The 19,920-nt window shown below is 67.3% G+C and carries 17 protein-coding genes and 2 pseudogenes; 17 read left to right on the top strand and 2 right to left on the bottom strand.

The genetic code is table 11. From position 1 onward, the window contains the following. The first annotated feature begins 380 nt into the window (after positions 1 to 380). Together AB0M87_RS16750 and AB0M87_RS16745 are read left to right on the top strand one after the other, a co-directional pair. On the top strand, positions 381 to 1,262 hold the full coding sequence (locus AB0M87_RS16750; protein ID WP_365853397.1) for an NAD(P)-binding domain-containing protein: 882 nt from the start codon (positions 381 to 383) through the stop codon (positions 1,260 to 1,262). 491 nt (positions 1,263 to 1,753) lie between these two features. Next, positions 1,754 to 3,178 carry an APC family permease gene (locus tag AB0M87_RS16745; protein ID WP_365853395.1) on the top strand — a complete coding sequence of 475 codons (1,425 nt, stop codon included), beginning with the start codon at positions 1,754 to 1,756 and terminating at the stop codon, positions 3,176 to 3,178. A 114-nt stretch (positions 3,179 to 3,292) separates the two neighbouring features. On the opposite strand, the pseudogene AB0M87_RS16740 reads toward AB0M87_RS16745, so the two are convergent. Beyond that, a pseudogene (locus AB0M87_RS16740) lies at positions 3,293 to 3,785 on the bottom strand (fatty acid--CoA ligase); the annotation flags it as partial. 424 nt (positions 3,786 to 4,209) lie between these two features. On the opposite strand from AB0M87_RS16740, the gene AB0M87_RS16735 reads away from it, so the two are divergent. The 14 genes and pseudogenes from AB0M87_RS16735 (at position 4,210) to AB0M87_RS16670 (ending at position 17,944) form a co-directional block, all read left to right on the top strand. Next, positions 4,210 to 4,821, top strand: coding sequence for a hypothetical protein (locus AB0M87_RS16735; protein ID WP_365853393.1), 612 nt, complete (start codon positions 4,210 to 4,212; stop codon positions 4,819 to 4,821). Continuing rightward, positions 4,814 to 6,190, top strand: a complete 1,377-nt coding sequence (locus tag AB0M87_RS16730; RefSeq protein WP_365853391.1) for a glutamine synthetase family protein — start codon at positions 4,814 to 4,816, stop codon at positions 6,188 to 6,190. Before AB0M87_RS16735 ends, AB0M87_RS16730 begins: the two co-directional genes overlap by 8 nt. Then, on the top strand, positions 6,187 to 7,296 hold the full coding sequence (locus tag AB0M87_RS16725) for a Zn-dependent alcohol dehydrogenase (protein WP_365853389.1): 1,110 nt from the start codon (positions 6,187 to 6,189) through the stop codon (positions 7,294 to 7,296). The genes AB0M87_RS16730 and AB0M87_RS16725 overlap by 4 nt, the downstream gene beginning before the upstream one ends. Beyond that, complete coding sequence (locus tag AB0M87_RS16720) at positions 7,293 to 8,075, top strand: gamma-glutamyl-gamma-aminobutyrate hydrolase family protein (RefSeq protein ID WP_365853387.1); 783 nt, start codon at positions 7,293 to 7,295, stop codon at positions 8,073 to 8,075. The genes AB0M87_RS16725 and AB0M87_RS16720 overlap by 4 nt, the downstream gene beginning before the upstream one ends. Then, on the top strand, positions 8,072 to 9,586 hold the full coding sequence (locus tag AB0M87_RS16715) for an aldehyde dehydrogenase family protein (protein WP_365853385.1): 1,515 nt from the start codon (positions 8,072 to 8,074) through the stop codon (positions 9,584 to 9,586). Before AB0M87_RS16720 ends, AB0M87_RS16715 begins: the two co-directional genes overlap by 4 nt. Beyond that, positions 9,583 to 9,999 (top strand): nuclear transport factor 2 family protein, encoded by a 417-nt coding sequence (locus AB0M87_RS16710; RefSeq protein WP_365853383.1) that lies wholly within the window; start codon positions 9,583 to 9,585, stop codon positions 9,997 to 9,999. Before AB0M87_RS16715 ends, AB0M87_RS16710 begins: the two co-directional genes overlap by 4 nt. 57 nt (positions 10,000 to 10,056) lie before the next feature. After that, positions 10,057 to 10,845, top strand: a pseudogene (locus AB0M87_RS16705) (FAD-dependent oxidoreductase); the annotation flags it as partial. A gap of 52 nt (positions 10,846 to 10,897) precedes the next feature. Continuing rightward, on the top strand, positions 10,898 to 11,461 hold the full coding sequence (locus tag AB0M87_RS16700) for an FAD-dependent oxidoreductase (protein WP_365853381.1): 564 nt from the start codon (positions 10,898 to 10,900) through the stop codon (positions 11,459 to 11,461). A 55-nt stretch (positions 11,462 to 11,516) separates the two neighbouring features. After that, positions 11,517 to 12,920, top strand: coding sequence for an NAD(P)/FAD-dependent oxidoreductase (locus tag AB0M87_RS16695; RefSeq protein WP_365853379.1), 1,404 nt, complete (start codon positions 11,517 to 11,519; stop codon positions 12,918 to 12,920). Continuing rightward, positions 12,917 to 15,169, top strand: a complete 2,253-nt coding sequence (locus AB0M87_RS16690) for an AAA family ATPase (protein ID WP_365853377.1) — start codon at positions 12,917 to 12,919, stop codon at positions 15,167 to 15,169. Before AB0M87_RS16695 ends, AB0M87_RS16690 begins: the two co-directional genes overlap by 4 nt. Continuing rightward, positions 15,166 to 16,032 carry an NAD(P)-binding domain-containing protein gene (locus AB0M87_RS16685; RefSeq protein WP_365853375.1) on the top strand — a complete coding sequence of 289 codons (867 nt, stop codon included), beginning with the start codon at positions 15,166 to 15,168 and terminating at the stop codon, positions 16,030 to 16,032. Before AB0M87_RS16690 ends, AB0M87_RS16685 begins: the two co-directional genes overlap by 4 nt. Before the next feature lie 111 nt (positions 16,033 to 16,143). Next, a complete protein-coding gene (locus AB0M87_RS16680) occupies positions 16,144 to 16,566 on the top strand; it encodes a TetR family transcriptional regulator (protein ID WP_365853373.1) in 423 nt (140 codons plus the stop codon). Then, a complete protein-coding gene (locus AB0M87_RS16675; protein WP_365853371.1) occupies positions 16,563 to 16,694 on the top strand; it encodes a hypothetical protein in 132 nt (43 codons plus the stop codon). Before AB0M87_RS16680 ends, AB0M87_RS16675 begins: the two co-directional genes overlap by 4 nt. 539 nt (positions 16,695 to 17,233) lie before the next feature. Continuing rightward, the gene (locus AB0M87_RS16670; protein WP_365853369.1) at positions 17,234 to 17,944 is read left to right on the top strand and encodes a hypothetical protein; all 711 of its coding nucleotides are present in this window, start codon (positions 17,234 to 17,236) and stop codon (positions 17,942 to 17,944) included. Here the strand turns inward: AB0M87_RS16670 and AB0M87_RS16665 are convergent. Next, positions 17,917 to 18,903, bottom strand: coding sequence for an alpha/beta hydrolase (locus tag AB0M87_RS16665; protein WP_365853367.1), 987 nt, complete (start codon positions 18,901 to 18,903; stop codon positions 17,917 to 17,919). The genes AB0M87_RS16670 and AB0M87_RS16665 overlap by 28 nt on opposite strands. A 110-nt stretch (positions 18,904 to 19,013) precedes the next feature. Between AB0M87_RS16665 and AB0M87_RS16660 the strand changes: the two genes are divergently transcribed. After that, entirely contained in the window at positions 19,014 to 19,886 is an 873-nt protein-coding gene (locus AB0M87_RS16660) for a phytanoyl-CoA dioxygenase family protein (RefSeq protein ID WP_365853365.1), read from the top strand. Positions 19,887 to 19,920: the final 34 nt, after the last annotated feature.

The following is a 19,920-nucleotide window of genomic DNA, read 5'->3' as shown; positions in this document are numbered from 1 at the left end:
TGTTCATGCCTTCGGCCAAGATCTTCCTCAGCACAGCGCACCGCCAGGCGGACATCGACGCCACCGCCGACGCCCTCGACAAGATCCTGCGTCAGGTGCCAGGGGACGCCGGGGACTGATCTGCCGCATGCGGCCCAGGTTTCGACTTCGTCAGAGGCGCTCTGAGCGCGGACACAGGCATGACGTCCGCGAGCAGGGCGCCCTTTCGGTTGTGAAAACCACCCTTGTTCGAGCAGCCACAAGTCCAACTGTTTCAGGTTCTTGACAGCCCATTTCCGCCCGTGCCAAAGTCACTCATCCGAATTAGTCATCAGATCCAGTCGGATGATCATTTCCATCCGGATTCAAGCTGCCTACGACTGAGGGCTGAGGAGTTCAGAATGTCCATTGGGTCTGTAGAGAACGATGTTGCCGTGCTCGGATGCGGGAACATGGGTTCTGCGTTCGCCCGTGCGGCGCTCGCCTCCGGGCGCCGGGTCGCTGTCTGGAATCGATCGGCTGCCCGTGCGCGCGCCCTGGTCGTGGACGGAGCCCAGGTGATGAAGTCCGCCGAGGGCGCCGTCCGATCCGCGCCGATCGCCATCCTTTGCGTCGGCACCCCCGCGGATGCGCGCGAAGTGCTGGAATCCGTTGGCCCGGCGGCCTTCGCCGGGGTGACGGTTCTCAATGTCACCAGTGGTGGGCCGGAGGACAGCGTCGCGATAGGCCGCTGGGCCGACGCTCGCGGAGTCTCCTACCTCGACGGGGCCATCCTCGCGTACCCCAAGCAGATCGGGACGCAGGAGGCCTGCATCCTTGTGGCCGGCAGCGACGAGCTGTGGCAAGCCCACGCAAGTCTCGTGTACGACCTCGCCGGCTCCTCGCTGCATGTCGGCCCTGACTACGGTGCCGCCAGCGTGATCGATGCCAGTTTTACTGGCGGCTTCTTCATCTCGAGCGTGATCGCCTTTATCGAAGCGACCCGGCACATGACCGCCTTCGGCGCGTCCACAAGCGTGATCGAGTCGCTCCTCGGATACGCCTCATCGCAGCTGGAAGGCGAGATGCGGGACGTTCTGCAGCGCGTCGAAGGCGGCGAGTTCGCGACGGATCAGGCATCGCTGAAGGTCTACCAAGAGGCATCGCAAGGCTGGCTTGCGTCCATGCCTACGCGGGACGCGGCCCCCATGCTCACGGCTGCCGTGGCCACCCTGTGCCGTGGCGTCGACGAAGGGCTGGGCGAAGAGGACATCGCGGCCCTGGTGAAGCTTCGGACCCTCTGAATCCGGGAGGCGTGGCCGGCCGGGTATGGGCGTGTGAATGGCTGGGATGGCGGCATCGCAAGCTCTTGCGGCGTCCCTGTCCATCGCCATGGTGCTGAACAGCGGCGAGCCGTGTCTACCTGGCGTGCGCGATGCCGGTCAGCCGCGAGCGCTGTCGCGCAGAAAATCAAGAAATTGCCAAGGTCGGATGTCTGGATCATGCGACTTAGGCGACTTGTATCCCTAATCGGCCCCACCCCGCTGTATGTGAGCAAGGCCGCCGATTGGGCGGCGACGTCGACTGCGCGGGTTCCGGGGACCGTTTCGCCCGCACTGCCCGGAACTACGGAAGCTACATATGACTTGATCAGTTTACCTGATCAAATGACCGTGTCCAGCATGGCGTGCTGTGCATCACCTCGAACCGGCCGCGCTCAGTCCGGCGGCAGCCTCCGAGAAGGACAGAAGGAAGACGCATGACAGGCATCGACAACAGCCGAGACACTGGCGCCATGGCGCCACCTGAGGCAGAGGACCACAAGCTCCGCGGCGATCTCAACGCCTTCCAGCTGCTCTTCGGCATCCTCGCCTACAACGCCCCCCTGGTAGCGGTCGTCGCATTCCTGCCGTTGACCATCGGTTACGGAAACGGGCTGGGCGCCCCCGTCAGCTACCTCTTGTCGGGCGCGATCATCGCGCTGTTCGCCAGCGGCTTCCTCAAGATGTCGCGGCACATCGACAACCCCGGAGGCTTCTACTCCTACATCGCGCTCGGCCTCGGTCGCGAGGCCGGATTGGGTGCGTCCTTCCTCGCCGTCACCACCTACTACCTGCTGCTGCTCGGCGGCTACGCGCTCGGTGGTGTCCTCATCGGCAGCTTCGTGACTGACATACTCGGTGGGCCGCACGTCGCGTGGTGGGTCTGGGCGGCCGTCTGCCAGATCATCGTCGGCATCTTCGGCTACTTCAACATCGAGCTGTCGGCACGCTTCCTGACGTTCTTCATGTGTTGTGAGTCGCTGCTGATCCTGGTCTACCAGGCGGTCGTCCTCGCGCGCGGTGGTGCGACAGGCCTGTCGGCGTCCTCCTTCACTCCTCACAACATCACGTCGGGGAGCATCGGCATTGGCCTCTTGTTCGCCGCGCTCAGCTTCAGCGGCTTCGAGGTGACCGCGGTCTTCCGTGACGAGGTTCGCGACCCGGCGCGCACCATTCCGCGGGCGGCGTACGGCTTCGTCGCAGTCATCGGTGTCGGGTACGCCGTCTCCACGTGGGTGATCATCCAGGCCTACGGACCGGCCAACGCTGTCACCTCTGCAGCCACCAACCCGACCGGGAGCGTCACCGCAACCTTCCAGACCTTCCTCGGCGGCGTCGGTGTGCATCTCGTCTCGGTCCTGGTGATCACGAGCGGTTTCGCGTCGCTCATCGCCGTCCATGGCGTGCTTGCGCGCTACCTGTTCAACCTCGGCGTCGACCGGATCCTGCCTCGCCGCCTCGGTGCCGTCCACCCCCGGCACGGGTCGCCTCACCAGGCGTCGATCTTCGCCAGCGCCGTCGTCGTCATCGGTTACCTCGTCAGTGTGCTCCTCAAGGCCGACCCGTCGGTCCTGTATGCGCAGCTGTGGGGCATCTTCGGCTACTCGCTCCAGATCCTCTTCGTCCTGACCACGCTCGCCGTCCTCGTGTTCATGAGGCGGACGCGTCCGTCCGACACCACGGTCTGGCACCGCGTGATCGCTCCTGTGCTGGCCCTCGCGGGACTCGTCGTGACGCTGTGGTTGGCCACGAAGAACATCGAGCTGCTGATCCCGGGCAGCGGGGCGGTGACGATCACGTATGTCGTGCTCGCGGGGGCAACCGGGGCAGGCGTCCTCTACGCGGTGACCCTGAAGCGCGTCCGGCCTGACATCTACCGGCACATCGGTCGCATGTAGGACCTGCTGAAACGCCCATCGCCGGTAGCCGACGTCCGCTCGGCCACCGGCGATGTCGTCGTTCGTATGCGCTGTAGCTCAGCTGGCTCTGACGACGTCGAGCTTGCCCGCGGCTTACTGCTTGCGCAGCGTCCTTTGTCGAACTTCCCGACGCTCGGCTTCGGAACCTCGGCGATGAACGTCCACCGCTCGGGCAGCTGCCATTTCGTGCAGGAGCCGGAGAGGTGGGCGCGCAGCGCCTCCACGTCGGCTGTGGCGCCCTCGCAGAGAACGACGGCGACACAGGGACGTTCGTCCCACTTCTCGTCGGGGGTACGCCGAAGACGGCGGCCCCGGCCACGTCCGGGTGCGACATGACACCGTTCTCGAGGCCGACCGAGGAGATCCACTCACCGCCGGACTTGATGACGTCATTGGTGCGATTGGCCAGCGTGAGATAGCCGTCCAGGCTGATCCGGCCGACGTCCCCGGTGCGCAGCTGACCCTGGCTGACGCGGTAGGGCCATGCCTCATCCTCCGAGGCCCAGGCCGGCGGATGCGCGACCGCGCCGAGCGACGAGGTCTCGGTCATGCCTCGGCTGTACAGGATCCTCACGCCGTGCTGCTCCTTCGAACGCCTTCATTGGTAGCCAGTGCCATCGCCTACCTCGCCTCGGAAGAGGCGTCGGCCATCACCGGCACATGCCTCCCGGTCGACCTCGGAACCCTCGCCTCCTGAAACCTCTACCTGGCCACCGTCCTCGGCGGCGTTCCTGCAGTGGATGCCCCCACGTCGCGGCCGCGCTGCTGTCGCCGGCCGCGCGCGCCTGACGCTCCGAACGACAGATCGCCCCGACCCCGTAGGGGGTCGGGGCGATCTGTTGCTTGCTCGAACCGACAGGCCCGGTGAGCTGCCGACGCGAGCTCACCCGGCTCGCCGGTGGCGTCCTGATCCCTGGACCCGGGTCATTTGGCCATTGACGGCCGGGGTGACCCGGGCCATACTTGGTCAATCGATCTAGTCGTTCGATCAGCAATGAAGCAGGTGAGTCATGAACAGCCCAGCAGCAATTGTCGCCACGGAGGCCGACCCCACGCCGCTCGTGCTCTCGTTGGCCCGGACCCTCCGGGCCAGTGCCCAGGCCCCGGAGCTGCGCGAGCTGATCACGCAGACCAACGGCGCCATCGCGCTGCGCTCGGTCACCGACGCGCAGTGCGCGTCGCTGACGTTCGACGGGTCCGGCGTGCTCGTGAGCCACGGGCTCGCTCACGGCGCGGAGCAGGCGGACCTGCTGTTCGACCCGGAGTACACCGTCGGCGAGACGACGGACCCGGTCGGCCTCGCGGCCGCTCAGCTGCTTTCGCCGCCGCTGCCCCCCTGGCGCGAAGCGGCCGCCCACTTCTGGGAGGTGAACCAGGGCACGCCCGGCTTCCCCGGCCGCCTGGTCCTGGTTTGCCTCGACGAGGAGGCCGAGATCGCCTTCGGTGAGGGAGGCGACGTGTACGAGGTCCATGGCTACGGGCCGGCCCTCTCGGCGGTTCTCAGTGGCCAGGTCGACCACTTTCTCTACGCGGTCGCCGCTGGGGCGGTCACGGTCGTCGGATCTGGCGCACACATGTCAGCGATGTGCGGTGCTCACTGGAAGGTGCGGTTCGGTGGTTGAGACGCAGGCTTCAGAGATCAAGCAGTGGATGGTCGACAACGAGATCACCTCGGTGCAGATCCAGACCACGAACCTGGACGGCACCTTCATCGGGAAGACGTTGTCGTGCGAGAAGTTCCTCGGCAGACTCGAACAGGGTTACCCGTTCGCGGACATCGTCTTCGGCAATGACCTGGGCAACTTCCCGGTGCTCGGGCTCGCGTTCCCGTCTTGGCGCGGCGAGATGGATGACATCTTCCTGCGTCCCGACCTCAACACGCTGTGCGTGTGGCGGCCTGGCGTCGCGGCGGTGATCGGTGACTTCTGGACTCAGGATGGCGAGCCGGTGAGTGTGTGTCCGCGCAACCTGTTGCGTAAGGTCACCGCGCAGGCCGCAGAGCTGGGGTTCGGCGTCAAGGGCGCCATCGAGATCGAGGCCACCATCTTCGAGGAGTCCGTGCAGACGGCTCGCGCCAAGGGCTACCAAGGCCTCACACCGCTCGGCGGGACGGCCGGATCGGCCTATGTCTTGGGTAAGTCCACTGACTGGCGCGAGTACCTCGAGGCGGTCGAGCAGCGGCTGCGCTCGGTCGGGATCGCCTGGGAGGCGTGGAACGACGAGGCCGCGGCCGGCCAGGTCGAGATCAACGTCGCGGTCGGGGACGTCGTCGATGTCGCGGACCGCTGGGCGCGCACGCGCCAGATCATGCGCGAGGTCGCCTACGAGCTCGGTCGCACAGTCACCTTCATGGCCAAGTGGTCCGATGCGTGGGGCCAGGCGTCCCACGTCAATCTCTCGCTCACCGACGCCGAGGGCAACGCCTTCTACAGCCCCGATGGCGCCTCCGAAGTCATGGAGCATTTCATCGGCGGTGTCATGGCAGCGATGGCAGGAACCACCTCGATCGCTCTTCCGTTCATCACCTCATACCGCCGACTCATTCCGCTGGAAGGCCCCCCGACCACCGTCACCTGGGGTCACCACAACAAGACCACCGCCGTGCGCGCCATCACCGGCCACCCCGCCTACTCCCGCATCGAGTACCGGCTGCCGGGCTCGGACTCCAACGTCTACCTGGTCGCGGCCGCGGTCGCCGGCGCGGGGCTCTACGGCGTGATCAACCACGTGCAGCCCCCGGAGCCGCTCGCTGGGCTGGCGTGGTGCCGGCCCGAGAGCACGGGCGTGGAACTGCTCCCGACCACCATCACCGAGGCCGCTGCTGCGCTCGAGGCTGACAAGGTCCTCCCCGAGGTGCTGGGTGAGGAGTTCGTGAGGTACTGGCTCGGTACCCGCCGCTGGGAGTGGCTGGCGTTCCACACCATGGGCGGCGGCGACCCGGACACCGGGCTCACGGCGTGGGAGTCCGCCCGCTACTTCGAGCTCGTATGAGCAGGCGCATCGCGGCCGCGGTCCTCAACCGCGCGCCCGGACAGCTGGAGGTCGAGGAGCTCCTCCTCGACGACCCGGCTCCCGAGGAGGTCCTGGTCAGGGTCGAGCACGCCGGGCTGTGCCACTCCGACCTGCACGAGATTGACGGCACATTCGAGACGACCGTGCCGATCGTCCTTGGGCACGAGGTCGTGGGGGAAGTCGTCGAGGTCGGCAGCGCCGTCGTTGGGTTCGTGCCCGGCGACCGCGTCGTCACCTGCCTGTCGGTCTTCTGTGGGACCTGCTCCTACTGTCTCGACGGTCGGCAGACCCTGTGCGCCGATCGCGGCCGGCTCCAGCAGGAGCGCCCGAGGCCGCGGCTCACCAACGCGCGCGGCGAAGCGGTTCGGCCCACCGCGGGTATCGGCGGGTTCGCCGAGATGACGCTGGTGCACCAGAACTCCCTCGTGGCCATTTCCGACGAGGTCCGGCCCGCCACCGCGAGCATCCTCGGCTGCGCGGTCACGACGGGCATGGGCGCGGTCCTGCGCAGCGCGCGAGTCCGTCCCGGGCAGTCAGTGGCCGTGATCGGGCTCGGGGGTGTCGGCTTCGCCGCTCTCCAGGCCGCACGACTGGCCGGCGCTTCGCAGGTGATCGGCGTCGACGTCGTACCCAAGAAGCTGCGGCAGGCCCTCGAGTTCGGCGCCACCGATGTCGTCGACGCGCGCGACGGTGACGCTGTTGCCGCCGTCCGGGCCCTTTCGGGCGGCGGCGTCCACCACGCCTTCGAGGCCGTCGGGTCGGGCCGCACGGTCGGGCAGGCGTTCGCGATGCTGCGCGCCGGAGGGACGGCCACCGTGATGGGGATGATCCCGGACGGGCATCAGATCGACATTCGCGGCGCCGAGCTGTTCCTCGAGGAGAAGCGGCTGCAAGGCTGCTTCATGGGGTCGAACCACTTCAAGGTCGACATCCCGATGTACGCCGAGTTCAACCGGATGGGCGTCCTGCGACTCGACGACCTGGTCACCGCCGAGTTCGACCTGGCCACCATCAACGAGGGTTTCAAGGCGCTCGCCTCGGGCGACGAGATCCGTGTCGTGGCGCGCATCGGAGGCCGGGCATGAAGCCGCTGATCGGCATCACCGGCCGCCAGCTCGCGCTGGGCATGGTGGCGAACACCTCCGAGCGGTTCCGCGAGCAGCGGATCGGCAGCTACTTCTCGGCGTTCGCCGACGGCGTCGCCGCAGCCGGCGGCATCCCCGTCCTCATCCCGTTCGCGGCCGATGCGGCCGACGTCGTCGCTCAGTTGGACGGCATCGTCGTCACCGGCGGCCAGGACGTGCATCCGGCCCGCTGGGGTGGGCTCGCCGCGGTCGACCCGACCGTGGATCCCCGGTGGGACCACGACGCCCACGACGCCGAGCGCGACGCCTACGAAGCCGCGCTGATCGTCGCCGCGGTTGATTCCGGAACGCCACTGCTCGGCGTGTGCCGCGGCCATCAGCTGCTCAACGTCGTGCTCGGCGGCACCCTCATTGAGCACCTCGACGAGGGACCGATCGTGCATTCCGCTTCCTACGCCGCGCCCAGCGACGGCGACCCGGGCCACGTGGTGGAGTTCGCCGAGGGGTCCGTGCCGCACGTGGTCTACGGCGCTCGGCGCGTGACGAACTCCTGGCACCACCAGGCGGTCAACCGTCCCGGCAACGGCCTCCGCGTGGTGGGCCGTACGCCGGACGGGGTGGTCGAGTGCATCGAGCTCGCCGACCGCCCGGTCGTGGGCGTGCAGTGGCATCCCGAGTGGACCGCCACCCAACCCGAACCGATCTTCGACTGGCTGGTGGACGCAGCATCGCGGCGTACCGCCGACGAGCTGGTCCTCGACAGAAAGGCCATGGCATGACAACGCCCCGCGTGAGCACGCTGACCAGCCTCGACGACTGGCTCGACCTGCAGGCGCGCACGGCGATCCCGTCGGCGATGTGGATCGACGGTGCCTGGGACCAGGCGTCCGGGCGGGCCCTCCCGCTGATCAGCCCGCGCGACGGATCCGTGATCGCCAACGTGACCAGCGCGGACGCCGCAGATGTCGACCGTGCCGTGCAGAGTGCACGTCGGACCTTCGAGCGGGGCAGCTGGTCCCTCCTCGAGCCGCGCCAGCGCGGCGAGGTGCTCCTCCGCTGGGCGGACCTCCTGGACGAACACCGCGACGAGCTGGCGCTACTGCTCGCGCTGGAGATGGGCAAGCCGGTCACCGTCGCTTGGAACGTCGAGCTTCGGACGACGATCAACACGATCCGCTGGTACGGCGAGCTCGTCGACAAGCTGTACGACGAGTCACCGCGCGGCCGCAACGGTGCCCTGGCCCTGGTGACGCGTGAGCCCCTCGGCGTCGTCGGTGCGATCACGCCGTGGAACTTCCCGATGACGCTCGCGATGTTCAAGATCCCGGCGGCGCTCGCCGCAGGCAACAGCGTCGTGGTCAAGCCGGCCACGCAGACGCCGTTGTCGCTGCTTCGGGCCGCCGAGCTCTCCGCTCTGGCCGGGCTCCCGGCGGGTGTCCTGCAGGTTGTGACCGGCAGCGGCTCCGTCGTGGGCTCCGCGCTGGCGCTGCACGATGACGTCGCCACGCTCACGTTCACGGGCTCCACCGAGGTTGGCAAGAAGCTGCTGACCTACGCGGGGGAGTCCAACGCCAAGCCGGTCTCGCTCGAGCTGGGCGGCAAGTCGCCCAACATCGTCTTCCCGGACGCGCCGGACCTCGACAAGGCGGCGGCCACGGCTGCCTGGGCCATCTCCTTCAACAGTGGCCAGATGTGCACCGCCGGTTCACGGCTGGTGGTGCACGAGGAGATCCGTGACGACTTCGTCGCCCGGGTCGTCAAGCACCTCGAGGCCCACGTGATCGGCGATCCGCTGGACCCGGCCACCACCATGGGCCCCCTGGCGTACGCCGTCCACCGCGACGACGTCGTGGACGAGATCCGCAAGGGTATCGCCGACGGCGCCACCCTGGTGATGGGCTCGGACGAGAAGCGTGACGACGGGTTGTACGTCTCGCCCGCGGTCTTCACCGACGTCGATCCTGGCAGCCGGCTCGCCCAGCACGAGATCTTTGGCCCGGTCCTGTCGGTGCTCACCTTCTCCACCGAGGAGGAGGCGATCGCCATCGCGAACAACTCCGACTACGGCCTCGGCTCGGCCATCTGGACCGCGGACCTCAGCCGGGCACACCGCCTTTCGCGCGAGATCGACGCCGGACTGGTCTGGGTCAACTGCTACGAGGAGGGCGACAGCTCTGTCCCCTTCGGCGGGCACAAGCTGTCAGGCCACGGCGCAGACCGGAGCGTGCACGGCCTGGAGAAGTACACCTCACTGAAGACCACGTGGATCAACATCGAAGGAGCATCATGAGCACGACGCAGGAACACGACGCCCTCCAGGACCGTTTTGGCGAATTGGCCGCAGCGATGGAGGCCCAGGACATCGACGCGTTGATGGCCTGCTACGACGACGCCCTTGTCTTCCTTGAGAACGGCAAGGAGAGGGACAAGGCCGCCCTCAAGGAGTACGTACAGGAGCTGTGGTCCGCCGACAGTGGTTTCTCGGTAGATCTCGCGACCGTGCACCGGGTCCATGACGTCCTTGCCGTCACGCTCGAAGCGTCGATGAGTGCAGAGACGCCGTCGGGCGACGAGGTCACGATCAGCTGGCCGTTGTTCATCGCGTACCAGTTCGACCTCGCCACGCTCAAGGTGGTGCGGGAGGTTGCCTTCTCCGACGAAGCGGGCGTCGCTGAGAAGTTCGCCGCGGCTGGCGTCGCCTGACCAACCCATGACCCCGAGTGGGAGGTCCGGGGTCGACGCACCACAAGGGAGTTCGAGATGACCAACCGTGACTTCGACACCATCGTGATGGGCGGAGGCTCCGCCGGCGTGACGGCCTGCCGCGACCTGGCCGAACAGGGCTACTCGGTCCTGCTGTTGGAGGCTCGAGACCGCCTCGGCGGCCGGGTCTTCTCCGAGCGCGGCCGGATCGGCGATTGGGAGGGTGTCATCGAGCACGGTGGCCAGTACGTTTGGTCCGACCGCCAGGTCAACGTGATGGCTGAGATCAAGCGCTACGGCCTCACGGTTGTGCACAGCCCGATGCCCGAGTGCTACCCGACGGTCGATCGCGGCCAGTACAACCCCGGGCCGTTGCCCGTGCCGGTCGAGGAGATCTTCGACTTCGAGCGGGCGTCCTACCAGATCATCAGCGACGCGAGGCGCATCACGCTCGGCATCCCGTTGGATCGGCAGAACGTCCTTGACTTGGACATCCCCTTCAGCGAGTACCTCGACAACCTCCAGGTCGGTCCCGGCACCCGCGGCTTCTTCACCTTCCTGGGGAGCTTCTTCACCGGTCGCTACCCGCACGAGGTCTCGGCATTGCTGCCTCTCCAGTTCGTCGCGCAGATGGGCTATGGCCTGATTCGCGCGTGGGGTGTCCTGGACGAATACACCGCGGAGGGCATCAGCACGCTTGTCGACGCCATGGCTGCGGACTCGGGTGCCGACGTCCGCCTCGGTACGCGGGTCGCATCGGTCAGCCAGGACGAGAGAGGTGCCGCTGTGACGACGATCGCCGGCGACACCTTCACGGCGAGCACGGTCGTGGTGGCGACCCCCGTGGCGTGCTGGAAGAACATCACGTTCGACCCGCCCGCACCTCAGCGAGGGCAAGATGCTGCCGGCCGGTGGCCACCACAACTCCGCGTCGGTCAAGGTCCACATGCAGGTGAAGAAGGCACCCCACCTCCCGTTCGCGCTGGCGAACACCGAGACCGAGAACGGTGCCTGGTGTCTCTACACCGACACCGACCTCGGCGAGGACGGGCAGCTGATGACCGGCTTCTACACGAACCACCCGGACAACAACGACCGGTTCGGCATGGACTTCGCGGGCGTCGAGGCGTTCCTTCATGCGTTCTTCCCGGAAGCCGAGCTGGTCGCGTTCGAGCTCCATGACTGGAACGAGGACGAATGGTCGGGCAACGGCGACTGGCTGGCACTGCCCGCAGGCATCATCAGCAAACACCACACGGAAACCACGCGCCCCGAGGGGCGACTGCACTTCGCTACCGCTGACATCGCCCAGACGTTCCTGGTCTGGTTCGAGGGTGCGATCGAGATGGGCAAGAAGGCGGCCGTCGATGCGCAGCGGCTCATGACTCGCGAGGCGATCGAGTCCAAGGTGCCCGCACGCGCCAAGGCGTCAGCGGCTGTGGCATCGCCCGTCCGGTCCTGAATGACACGCACACGATTCACAGCGGGGTCCACGCCCCACGTCAAAGGAGTTCGAGATGACAAAGCATGACTTCGACACGATCGTGATCGGTGGAGGCTTCGCCGGGGTGACGGCCTGCCGCGACCTGGCAGAGCAGGGGTACTCGGTCCTCCTGCTGGAGGCGCGAGACCGTCTCGGTGGCCGCACCTGGTCCGAACACAAGAAGATCGGAGGCTGGGAGGGGACCGTCGAGTTCGGCGGTCAGTGGGTCTATCCCGACCAGCAGGTCAACATGATGGCTGAGATCGAGCGCTACGGGCTCACGTTGAAGCATTCGCCTGCTCCCGTCAACTACCCGACGCTTCGTAACGGCCGGCACAACCCGGGCCCACTCCCGGTTCCTCTTGAGGACGTGTTCGACCTCGAGAGGGCCGTGCACCAGGTCATCTCGGACTCGCACCGCATCGAGCTCGGCATCCCGCTCGACAAGCAGCGGCTTGAGGACCTGGACATCCCCTTCTCTGAGTACCTCGACAACCTTGGCGTGAGTGACGCGGCACGCGCCTTCGTAGCGTCGTTCGGCAACTTCTTCACGGGTCGCTATCAGGACGAGGTGTCTGCGCTTCCTCCTCTGCAGTTCATTGCTCAGATGGGCAACAGCTTCATCCGCGCCTGGGGTGTCATCGACGAGTACCTGGCGGAGGGGACGGCAACGCTGATCACGGCGATCGCCGACGACTCGGGTGCAGACATCCGGCTCGGCACCCCCGTCGACCGGGTGGAGCAGAGCGATAGCGGAGTGCTCGTGACCACGCGTTCCGGCGAGACCTTCTCGGCGGGGACTGTTGTGGTCGCGACGCCGATGGCGTGCTGGAAGAACATCGAATTCAACCCGCCGCTGAGCGCTCACAAGGACGCAGCAACGCGTGAGAACCACGTCGCCTACGGTGTGAAGGTCTGGGCCCAGGTCCGCGGTGCCACCCCGCTGCCCTACACCCTCCCCGACCCGGAGACCTCCCACGGTGCCGCCCTCATGTTCACCCAGGCGGAGATGGAGGGCGATGACCAGCTGATGGTGGGGTTCTTCCTCCAGCACCCCGAGCGTGAGAGCTTCGGCACCGACTTCCAGGGGGTGGAGCGCTTCGTCCAGACGCTCTATCCCGGTGCTGAACTGATCGACTACGACATCCACCCATTTGTAGATGAAGAGTGGACGGGAGAGGGTGACTGGATCGCCTACAAGCCGGGTCGAATCAGCAAGTCCCACTCCGAGCTGAGCAAGCCGGAGGGCCGGCTCCACTTCGCCACGGCCGACATCGCGCACACCTTCCTGGCGTGGATGGACGGTGCGGTCGAGATGGGCAAGAAGGCTGCCGTCGACGCCCAGCGACTCATGACGCGGGAGATGATCGAGTCCAAGGTGCCTGCACGCGCCAAGGCATCGGCCGCTGCATCAACGTCCGCTCAGGCGCGAGCATGATCGTGGAGGTCGAGCAGCCCACCGCCTCACGGTCTGAAATCCGCAGGGCCTACACCCGGCGGGCGCTCGAGGCACTCGATCTTGCGGACTCGATGGCTGGGGCCGATGCGGCCGCTACGGGTCTTAGGCACCTGATGCGCGCCCTGCTCCAGCAGGACGGAACGATCGCTCGACCGGTGTTCGAGCAACTCGGCGTCGACGTCGCGGCCCTGGCCGCCGAGCTCAGCGCTCCGGTGGATGTCGACGCGCAGGCGCTGAGCTCGGTACTGCGCGCCGGCGAGCACGAGGCGAAGCAGCTCGGCGACGCCTTCGTGTCGGTCGAGCACCTCCTGATCGCGTTGGCGGCTCGCCGCGACGGTGTCGGGGAGATCGTCGGAGCGTTCGGTATCGACCGCAGGTCGATGCTCGACGCGGTCCTTCAGGTGCGTGGCCCGGCAGTCGTCGAGGACGCCGACCCCGAGCTGACCTACCTCGACGTCCTGTGGCGCCCTGCACCCGTCTCGACCCAGCTCCGCCGGTTCAGTCGCGACCTGACCGAGCTGGCGTTTCGGGGGAGGCTCGATCCTGTTCTCGGCAGGGATGCCGAGATCGAGCGGGTGGTGCAGGTGCTGGGCCGTCGCCGCAAGAACAACCCTGTCCTGATCGGTGATCCAGGCGTCGGGAAGACGGCGATCGCTGAGGGACTCGCCAGGCGGATCGTTGCAGGCGACGTGCCGGCCGGCTTGCGCAACCAGCGGCTGGTCGCGCTCGACGTGGGTGCACTCGTGGCAGGCGCAAGCTACCGCGGCGAGTTCGAGGACAGGATCAAGGCGATCCTGACCGACGTGGGTAACGCAGAGGGCGGGATCGTCCTGTTCATCGACGAGCTGCACACGATCGTGGGCGCGGGCGCCGCCGAGGGCGCGGTGGACGCCGGGAACCTCCTGAAGCCGATGCTGGCGCGCGGCGAGCTCCGCACGCTCGGAGCGACCACGCTCGACGAGTACCGCAGGTATGTCGAGAAGGACGCTGCCCTGGAACGGAGGTTCCAGCCTGTCCACGTGGAGGAGCCGAACTTCGCCAGCGCGGTCACGATGCTGCGGGGACTGCGGTCCAGCTACGAGACGCACCACGGCGTTCGCATCACCGACGCTGCACTCGTCTCGGCGGTCTCGCTCAGCAAGCGCTACATCCCCGATCGGTTCCTTCCGGACAAGGCGATCGACCTGATCGACGAGGCGGGCTCCCAGCGCAGGATCGAACTCGATGGGCGGGAGAGCGTGGAGCTGCCATCAGACAGCGACGTCGTCGGCGACAACGACATCGCCCGGGTCGTCGCCGCATGGACTGGTATCCCCGTCACGCGGTTGCAGGAAGCGGAGCTCGAGAAGCTCGCCACGATGGAGGAACGCATCGGCCAGGACGTCGTAGGCCAGGAAGGCGCTGTCGCCCGTGTGTCAGCTGCCCTCCGCAACGCGCGCGCCGGGCTCGCCGACCCGATGCGTCCGCTCGCCTCGTTGTTGTTCTGCGGGCCGTCCGGTGTCGGCAAGACGCATCTCGCCCGCGTGCTCGCCGACTTCATGTTTGGCAGTGACGACGCCCTGATCCAGCTGGACATGTCGGAGTACACCGAGAAGCAGTCGGTCGCCCGGCTCATCGGCGCGCCCCCGGGCTACGTGGGCTATGAGGAGGGCGGCCAGCTCACCGAAGCGGTACGCCGCCGGCCCTACGCGGTCGTGCTCCTCGACGACGTGGAGCAGGCCCACCCCGACGTCCACGCGCTGCTGCGCCAGGTGATGGAGCAGGGGTCGTTGACCGACAGCCAGGGTCGGGTCGTCAGCTTCCGCAACGTGGTGCTGGCGATGACCTCGAGCCTCGTCGATGCCGCTGCGGCTGCTGAGCAGTTCCGGGCCGACTTCGTCACGCGGTTGGACGACGTGGTCCAGCTCGCGCCCTTGCACCGAGCGGACGTCGCCCGGCTCGTGGAGCTGCAGGTCGCCGCGGTGGCCGCCCGACTCGCCGATCGCGGGATCGGCCTGCGGCTGACCGATGGGGCCCGCGAGCTGGTGGCCGGGCTCGGCCACGACGAGGAGCACGGCGCACGGTTGCTTACCCGCGTCGTCCAGCAGCAGGTCACGTCCGCCGTGTCGCGGAGTGTCCTGACCGGCGACCTCGCCCCGGGCGACACCGTCGTCGTGGACGTCGAGGACGGAAAGCTCGTCACGGCCACCGTGCGGTGGTGCACCCCACACAAGGAGAAGCACCCATGACACGTAGCGACGTAGCGGTACTCGGTCTCGGACCTATGGGTGCGGCCCTAGCCCGGCTGTTCCTGAAGCAAGGACTGGCCACCAAGGTCTGGAACCGAACCAGTTCGAAGGCGGAACCCCTCGTGGCGGCCGGCGCCGAGCTGGTGGAGGACCCGGCCTCTGCTGTGAGCGACGTGCCGCTGGCGGTGGTGTGTCTCGACCGGTACGAACATGTCCGGGCGGTCCTCGATCGGGCCGACCTCGCCGGATGCACTGTCGTGAACGTCACGTGGGGCACGCCCGACGAGGCGCGCACGATGAGCTGTTGGGTGGAGGAGCGCGGTGGCCGGTACCTGGACGGGAACATCTACGTTTACCCGGACGGTCTGGGTCCCGGTTCCGCCGGTCTGTCCTACGCCGGCGACCGCTCGGTCTTCGACGAACACGCGGATGTCCTCTCCGTCCTCGCTCGTCCGACGTACGACGGGGCGGACCCGGCCCTCCCGAACATCCTCGGCTCGGCTGGGAGCATCGCCCACCACATCGAGGTGGCCGCGTTCTACGAGGCCGCCGCCTACGCCGCGCACTACGGAGTCAGCCCCGCCGCCTTCCTGGAGTTTCACGAACGGCTCGGAGGCCCCCTGACCTCGCATGCCCGCCATGTTGCCGTCGAGCACTTGGAGAGCGGAGACTTCGCCACCGACCAGGCTGCGATGCGAACCCACTTCGATTCGATGCTCGTCAATCGCTCGGACATGCAGCACAAAGGGCAGCCCGCCACCATGCTGGGCGCCTTCGTCGACGTGCTGGCGGAGGTCACCGAGGAGAAGGGCCACCTGGCACTCGCAGCGGCGTACGACGACCTCAGCCGATCGCGGCGCTGAGGCCCCTACCGGGCCAAGTCACACGCGTGACACCTGTTAGCGTGCGCATGTTCAGATGACTTAGTCGGACGGAATATTGACCATGGCGCGCGTTCCCACGCAGGTCCAGCGATGACCGTCATCGACGCTGCGATGACGGTCATCGCCCGCGAAGGCGTCGATGGAGCAACCACGCGGAAGTTCGCCGACGAGGCCCGGGCGCCGTTGGCAACGCTGCACTACTGCTTCCAGGCCAAGGAGAAGCCGCTCTGGGCCGTGTTCGAACACCTGGCCGAGGTCGTCCGCAGCGACCTTGCGCAAGCGAACGCTTCCGACCATGCTGCGATCGCTCTCGTCTCTCGGCTGCTCCGGGAGACCGTTCAATGGGCGATCGAGAACCCGGCCCCCAATCGGGCGCAGATCGAGATCTGGCTCTGGGCGAGACGCAATACCCGGAGTTCGCGTCGCGAATCTACGACATGTTCATCCAGACCTGGAAGGATTGCCTCCGGCAGGCGCTGGCTCCGCTTCCCGAGGAGCACCTCGAGACCTTGACGAGGGCTTTTGTGGCGGTGATCGACGGCCTGTGCTTGCAGCTGATCACCCACGGCGATGATCTGGCGGTCCTCCGCGAGGCCGAGACCGCACGCAAGATGCTGATGGCGTACGGCGGTGACGCCTAGCGACGCTGCGGAGATGAGGATGCGGCGACGTGCACGCGATTGATGAGCTGCCGAACTGGTCGAGGTGAGCAAGCAGCGCAACAACCTCGAGCTCGCCGGCGCCGACTGGCGACTGGTGTACGGCGCGCGCTGGCCTCCGACGACGAGACGGGAACCTACGCGTGCGGTCCCGAACCGGTGCTCCACGCCGTGGAGACGGTGATGGTTCGCGGCATCACTCGCACGGTTCCGGCGCAGGGCACCGGCGGCACCTGCGTGACGACCTCTTGAGCGGGCGTGCAGATCACCGCGACTCAGTGCTGACCAAGGCGGAGCAGGAGCGCAACGAGACGCTCTGCATCTTCGTCTCCCGGGCGGAGCCGAACTCAGGCCCGCTCTGCCTCGACCTGTAGCGGCACGTCCGGGCACTCCCGGTCAGCCGACGACTGAATCAGCTCGCCACCCGAGGAGCCACCATTCACACCGCTACACAGTTCGACAAGTCTCACTTCGCTGTCCGGGTGGACGGCTGAGACTCCGAGGTCGAGGACTTGCTCCCCGTGTGGCGGCCCCACGATCGATTCGCGATCGTCGTCGTGGAACCCTTCGGTGCGCTCGGCACGAGCTTGCTGGTCCAAGCCGCCACCGCTCAGCACTTCGATGCCGTCCCGACTCGCCGCGAGGGGCTGCGGATCTATCCCGAGATCTACGCCATCCACGTGGGGGGATGCTTCGGCGACCTCGGCGCCTTCGACTTCTGGCCCGCCAGAAAGGAGGTCTTCGTGGAGAACGGTCCGCTGGCCGGCCTCGCCGCGCTCAACGACCGAGCCATCACCTGCCTCGCGGTGCCGGATGTGACGGAGACCGCAGTTGACTTCCCGCGCTTGACCTCCGCAGGCTGGTCCGAACGCAACTCGGTCCTGGAGCGACTGACGAGCGCTTGTGCCTATTCCGCTGGGGGTCGAGTCGCGAACCCCGACTCCACGATCACCGGCCTCGATCCGGCTACGGAGATGAACGCGTCCTTCACGCTCGACCCTCAATCTGGCCTTGATGCCTACGGCGCAATGACGGCTGAGGACTTCGCTGGGCGGTGGGACGGCGCCGAGTTCGAAACCGGATGTGGCTGCGAGTCGTCGCTGCACGAGCAGCCTGCGCACGTGCACGAGCGGGCTGTCGAAAGCCGTCGGACGCTGGTGGATGGTGGCCCTGTCACCGAGTCCTATCGCCGGATCGGCACGGATCAGGCGCTCGGCATGCTGGTGCGCTGATTCGCGGCCAAGCCTGATTCGAAGACGTCCCGTAGCCTTCCGCAGGCGTCGGTCACCGCCGTTCCGGCGGCTGTGAACGTGTCGACCTCGGTGAAGAACCCGTGGAAGACGCCTCGATACCGCTGGCGCGTGACCGGCACGCCTTCCTCCGCGAGGCGGTCGGCGTATGCTTCGCCGTCGTCGCGGAGGGGATCGACCTCGGCGGTGATCACGTGCGCCGGGGCCAGGCCACGGAGACTCGCTGCGCGCATCGGGGCGGCGAGCACGTCCGGAGCGACGCCGGCCTCGCCGACGTACTGACGCCAGAACCAACGGGCGTCCTCGGTGCCGAGCAGCGGCGCGTCGGCGAACTCGGTCCAGGACGGTCGCTCGAACGAGTCGTCGACAGCCGGGTAGGCCAGAAGTTGCAGGACCGGTTGCGGCAGGCCGCGGTCGCGCAGGTCGAGGCAGAGCGCCGCCGCCAGGCCGCCCCCGGCAGAGTCGCCCGCGACCGCGATACGGTGCGGGTCGACCCCCAGAGCGGCAGCATTCGCGGTGAGCCACGCGTGCGCGGTGCGGACGTCGTCCAGAGCGGCGGGATACGGGTGCTCTGGCGCCAGCCGGTACTCCACCGAGAACACCGTGCATTCCGCTCCGGCGGCGATCAGTCGGCACAGCTCGTCGACGCCATCGAGGCTGCCCACCGTGAAGCCGCCGCCGTGGACGTACAGGACGGTCGGCGACGCCGGCTGCTCGGAGGGGCAGGGGCAGTACTCCCGCACCAGCACCGCAGGCACGCCTACCCGGTGATCGCGCACGGCCGCCATCGTGGTGCTGCGCGGCGGAGGCAGGGGAGCCGCAAAGTCCCTGACGCCCTGAAGACCCAGGTTATGCAGCGGACCAGGCAGCAGGTCGGCCAGCTGCCGAGCCACCTGACGTGCCTCCTCGTCGAGCAGTGATTGCCAGAGCGGCTGGGTCATGTCGTCTCCCGACGGTGTGGTTCAAAGCGAAGTGAAGGGGGGCTCCCCATCATGTGAATCAAATGATACAGTCGTTTGAACAAGTCGGTCGACGCAAGGAGACTTCTTCCATGACCGTGTCCACGCAGTCCCAGTCGTTGCAGTCCGTTTCTCGGGACACCCCGATCGAGGAGATCCTCGCGATCGTGGCCCGCGACGGCGGGGTGGTCCTCAAGAACTTCCTCAGCCGCGATCAGATCGACCGCTTCAACGCGGACGTCGAGCCGGCCATGCAGGTGCTGCGACCCGGATCGACCCATGATGACGAGTTCATGGAGGCGTTCCACGGCACGAACACCAAGCGACTCACCAACCTGGTGACGCTGAGCCCGACCTTCCGCAACGAGATCATCGACCACCCGCTGGTTCACGACCTGAGCGACGAGGTGTTCGTCGCGGAGTCCGGCACCTACTGGATGACGACAGCCCAGGTGATCGAGATCGGTCCTGGCAACGACGCGCAGCCCCTGCACCGTGACCTGGAGAACTGGTATCCGTTCGTCGCCCTCGGAAAGAACGGCCCCGAGGCCGTCGTCAACTTCCTGGTCGCGCTCACGGACTTCACCGAGGAGAACGGCGCGACCCGGGTCATCCCGCGCAGCAACCACTGGGACGACTTCGAGGACCGCGGTGCGCCGGAGGACACCATCCCCGCCGTCATGGTCGCCGGCGATGCGCTGTTCTTCAGCGGCAAGACGGTCCACGGCGGAGGCGCGAACCGGACGTCCGGAGAGTACCGTCGAGCCGTCTCGTTCGCCCTGAACCTCGGCTTCCTCACGGGCGAGGAAGCCTATCCGTTCCTGGTCGACCTCGACCTGGCCAAGACGCTGTCGCCGCGCGTGCAGAGGATGCTCGGATTCCGGTCGCAGTACCCCTCGAACGGCGCGGCCCTGTGGCAGGTGGACTACGCCGAACTCGGTGACTATCTCGGCCTCGACGGCTGAGGACAGGGGCGGGAGTCAACGTGGCACTGCAGAG

Source organism: Streptomyces sp. NPDC051320, from assembly GCF_040682175.1.
GTDB lineage: Bacteria > Actinomycetota > Actinomycetes > Streptomycetales > Streptomycetaceae > Streptomyces.
This window is presented reverse-complemented; position numbering and strand designations above follow the sequence as displayed.

Bases quoted from the DNA above. Each gene is read 5' to 3' on its own strand.
- AB0M87_RS16710 (WP_365853383.1), top strand. From the start codon at position 9,583: ATGAGCACGACGCAGGAACACGACGCCCTCCAGGACCGTTTTGGCGAA.
- AB0M87_RS16695 (WP_365853379.1), top strand. From the start codon at position 11,517: ATGACAAAGCATGACTTCGACACGATCGTGATCGGTGGAGGCTTCGCC.
- AB0M87_RS16700 (WP_365853381.1), top strand. From the start codon at position 10,898: ATGCTGCCGGCCGGTGGCCACCACAACTCCGCGTCGGTCAAGGTCCAC.
- AB0M87_RS16660 (WP_365853365.1), top strand. From the start codon at position 19,014: ATGACCGTGTCCACGCAGTCCCAGTCGTTGCAGTCCGTTTCTCGGGAC.
- AB0M87_RS16685 (WP_365853375.1), top strand. From the start codon at position 15,166: ATGACACGTAGCGACGTAGCGGTACTCGGTCTCGGACCTATGGGTGCG.
- AB0M87_RS16680 (WP_365853373.1), top strand. From the start codon at position 16,144: ATGACCGTCATCGACGCTGCGATGACGGTCATCGCCCGCGAAGGCGTC.
- AB0M87_RS16750 (WP_365853397.1), top strand. From the start codon at position 381: ATGTCCATTGGGTCTGTAGAGAACGATGTTGCCGTGCTCGGATGCGGG.
- AB0M87_RS16715 (WP_365853385.1), top strand. From the start codon at position 8,072: ATGACAACGCCCCGCGTGAGCACGCTGACCAGCCTCGACGACTGGCTC.
- AB0M87_RS16745 (WP_365853395.1), top strand. From the start codon at position 1,754: ATGGCGCCACCTGAGGCAGAGGACCACAAGCTCCGCGGCGATCTCAAC.
- AB0M87_RS16725 (WP_365853389.1), top strand. From the start codon at position 6,187: ATGAGCAGGCGCATCGCGGCCGCGGTCCTCAACCGCGCGCCCGGACAG.
- AB0M87_RS16665 (WP_365853367.1), bottom strand. From the start codon at position 18,903: ATGACCCAGCCGCTCTGGCAATCACTGCTCGACGAGGAGGCACGTCAG.
- AB0M87_RS16735 (WP_365853393.1), top strand. From the start codon at position 4,210: ATGAACAGCCCAGCAGCAATTGTCGCCACGGAGGCCGACCCCACGCCG.
- AB0M87_RS16720 (WP_365853387.1), top strand. From the start codon at position 7,293: ATGAAGCCGCTGATCGGCATCACCGGCCGCCAGCTCGCGCTGGGCATG.
- AB0M87_RS16690 (WP_365853377.1), top strand. From the start codon at position 12,917: ATGATCGTGGAGGTCGAGCAGCCCACCGCCTCACGGTCTGAAATCCGC.